The organism is uncultured Agitococcus sp. (assembly GCF_937920075.1).
Taxonomy (GTDB): Bacteria; Pseudomonadota; Gammaproteobacteria; order Pseudomonadales; family Moraxellaceae; genus Agitococcus.
In genome coordinates, this window is the sequence record NZ_CALETI010000319.1 from 1 (window position 1) to 3597 (window position 3597).

Consider the following 3597-nt stretch of genomic DNA (forward strand, 5'->3'; position numbering starts at 1 on the left):
GGTAAAATCCATGCGATATTTGATGTGCCTAACTGATAACCTTTTAACAGGTTTATATTACATTGTGATACTGATAATGGATTCCAGTATGAACATATAACTTACTGCATCGATTTTGGCATTTTAACAGTAGATTTGCCACCCGAAGAAAGTGAATGTTTAGTGGCTTCTTTAAAAGCGCATCAACTAGACCCAATTTTTTTATTAGCACCAACTACCACTGATGATCGTATTGCTAGTATTACTGCGGCAGCCAGTGGTTATGTCTATTATGTATCGTTAAAGGGTGTAACTGGCTCTAATGCTTTAGATATTGATTCGGTTAAAGAGCGGATTGCAACAATTCGTCAATTTAGCCAATTACCGATCGGGGTGGGTTTTGGTATTAAAGACGCACAATCGGCAGCCGCTGTTGCGCGTTGTGCCAATGGCGTTGTTGTAGGTTCAGTATTGGTTAATCGTATTGCTGAATTACAGCAAACACCAGAACTTATTCCAGCGCAATTACAAGCTATAATGAGCGAAATGCGTCAGGCAATGGATGCCTAACGCCTCCCTCTCCCTGTGGGAGAGGGGCGGGCTGAGGGCGAGCTAATTGCATAAATTAATTTAAAGAGAGTTTTTCTATGAGCTGGTTAGGAAAAATTTTGCCCAATGCAGGTAAAAATACCGAAGAACGCAAAATGTCTGTTCCTGAAGGCATATGGAAAAAATGTCCCAAGTGTGATGGCGTACTGTATCAAGCCGAAGTTGAGCGCAATTTACACGTTTGTCCTAAGTGTGACCATCACTTGCGTATTGGCGCACGCCAACGGATTGATATGTTTTTAGACCCCGAAGGCCGTGAAGAAATTGGTATGGAGTTGCAGCCCGAAGATCGTTTAAATTTTAAAGATAGCAAGCGTTATGTCGACCGTTTAACCGATGCTCAAAAAGACACTAACGAAACAGATGCTTTAATTGTGGTTAAAGGTACGGTCAATGATATGCCTGTTGTCGTTGCCGCTTTTGAGTTTTCCTTTATGGGCGGCTCAATGGGGGCAGTGGTTGGCGCACGGTTTATTAAAGCCGCAGAAATGTGTTTGCGTGAGCGTATTCCCTTAGTGTGTTTTGCCACCTCAGGTGGTGCGCGAATGCAGGAAGCCTTGTTTTCACTGATGCAAATGGCACGTACATCCGCGATTATTGAGCAAATGAAATTACAGGGGATTCCTTATATTTCAGTATTGGTGGATCCAGTCTTTGGTGGTGTATCAGCCAGTTTAGCGATGTTGGGAGATGTTAATGTTGCCGAGCCTTATGCGGTGATTGGTTTTGCAGGGCCCCGTGTTATTGAACAAACAGTTCGCCAAGTATTACCCGAAGGTTTTCAGCGTTCAGAGTTTTTATTAGCACATGGTATGGTCGATATGATTGTCCATCGCCATGAAATGCGCGATACTTTATATCGTGTTTTAGCCAAATTAACCCGCCGCCCTTTGTAACTATTCTATTGATTAAACTATGACCGAGCTATCTACGCTTAGCCAATGGCTGCATCATCTCGAAAATCAGCATCATAAAGCTATTGATATGGGCTTGGCACGTGTGCAAGCAGTTGCCCAAACTGCCGATTTATTAACGCTAAATTGCTCTGTTATTACTGTGGGTGGCACAAATGGCAAAGGCTCAACCGTTGCCACATTGACTGCAATTTATTGTGCAGCAGGCTATAAAGTAGGGACTTATACTTCGCCCCATATTATTGATTTTAATGAACGAATTGCCATTAATAACCAGCCAGTTAGTGATGAGTTGTTGATTCAGGCCTTTAATGCCGTAGAAGCTGCTCGCGCACAGTCCAATATATCGTTAACTTATTTTGAATTTACCACTTTAGCGGCGTTTTGGATTTTTAAACACGCTAAATTAGATATTGCTGTTTTAGAAGTCGGTTTGGGTGGTCGTTTAGATGCCGTAAATATTATTGATGCTGACGTAGCTGTAGTCACCAGTATTGGTCTTGATCATACCGATTGGTTGGGTGATACGCGAGAAGCGATTAGTTTTGAAAAAGCGGGGATTTTTCGCACTCATCGACCTGCTATTTATGGCGAAACAAATCCCCCTCAACCCTTAGTCGATCATGCTCAACAAATTGGTGCAAAACTACATATCAAACATGATGATTTTAGTTTTGAGCAGCAAGGTCAAACGTGGTCTTTTTGGGGTGAGAAACTCACATTAACAGATTTGCCTAAACCATGCTTAGCCCTAGACAATGTTGCAACTGCTTTAGCAGCAATACAATATGTTTCTTTGTCAGTCAGTGAGCAAGCTCTTAAAATAGGCATCAGTCAGGCAAAGTTAGCAGGGCGAGCAGAGCGTTTACACTATAAAAACATCGAAATTATTGCAGATGTGGCACATAACCCACACGGTGCAAGCTTTTTTATGCAACAATTAGCGACTATGCAAGGCAGAACTTTAGCTGTATTTGCCATGTTGGCTGACAAGGATATTGCAGGCACATTAGCCGCTTGTTTGGGACGAGTAGATGTATGGTTTGTTGCGGGTTTGGATGGTACTCGTGGCACAACGGCCGAACAAATCGCGCCGCTATTACAAAATAACGGAATGTACATCGGTGGAAAATATCAAACCGTAGCCGCAGCCATGCGCGCCGCCTGTCAAACAGCGCAAGCGGGTGATAGAATCTTAGTTTTTGGCTCTTTTTATACTGTTGCTGCCGCAAAGCAATGGTTACAGACACAATAAATTATGGATACAGCAGTTAAACAACGCCTTTTAGGTGGCATCGTCTTAGTCGCAGGTGCTGCCGTATTGCTTCCCTTAATGTTAGATGGTTCAGGTGCTAAGCTATTGGGGCGTTTGGAGCCAATGCCAGCTAAGCCGCCTGTGGCAACCGTTGAGCAAGCTACACCCAATTTGAATCAACAGCAATTAGAAGCTGAAGACGACATTAGCCAAAATCAAGGCCAAGATACGCCATTCTACTCGTTAAGCAAACCCAGTGACCCAGAAAAAATGGTGGCTGAGGGTAAAACACCACAACAAATTGCCGATGATTTAGCGGCCAAACAACGTGCTGCCGAATTATTGGCTGCTACAGAAGAAATTACACCCGAACTAGCGCATCAACAAAAAGCCGAAGCAGATAAATTAGAACGTGATTTAATTAAAGCCCAAACCGATGCCACTAATCAAGAAGCTTTAAAACAAGCTGAAGAAACCGCTGCTGCTAAACGTTTAGAAGCCGAAAAGGCTTTAGCTATGTTATCGGCAACTAATACTCAAGCGCAGCAAGAGGCGGCTAAATTAGTGGCCGATAAAGCAGCCAAACAGAAAGCCGACGAACTAGCAAAAGCCGAAAGAGTAGGTGCAGAAAAAGTGCAATTGGACGCTAAGAAGAAAGAAGAAGAAAATAAAGAATCTAATGAGACTGTAGATGTAAATGAACGTTCGGAACGAACGTTCCTATCTAATACCTCTAATAACTCTAATATATCTAATAATAAAATAGAGGAAAAAATTCCCGAGCGCGAACTCGACGAACTGCAGCGTGCCGGTGACGTGCGCGCCGTCATGGCCGTACGA

Annotated in this window: 3 protein-coding genes and 1 pseudogene; all 4 read left to right on the forward strand. The window is 43.1% G+C overall.

The genetic code is table 11. The features are described 5' to 3' along the window. Positions 1-120: 120 nt before the first annotated feature. Positions 121-549, forward strand: coding sequence for a tryptophan synthase subunit alpha (trpA, locus tag Q0212_RS11120; RefSeq protein ID WP_297925452.1), 429 nt, complete (start codon positions 121-123; stop codon positions 547-549). A 77-nt stretch (positions 550-626) separates the two neighbouring features. Next, entirely contained in the window at positions 627-1484 is an 858-nt protein-coding gene (gene accD / locus Q0212_RS11125; protein WP_297925448.1) for an acetyl-CoA carboxylase, carboxyltransferase subunit beta, read from the forward strand. 19 nt (positions 1485-1503) lie between these two features. Further along, a complete protein-coding gene (gene folC / locus Q0212_RS11130; RefSeq protein ID WP_297925450.1) occupies positions 1504-2757 on the forward strand; it encodes a bifunctional tetrahydrofolate synthase/dihydrofolate synthase in 1254 nt (417 codons plus the stop codon). A gap of 3 nt (positions 2758-2760) precedes the next feature. Then, a pseudogene (locus Q0212_RS11135) lies at positions 2761-3597 on the forward strand (hypothetical protein); the annotation flags it as partial.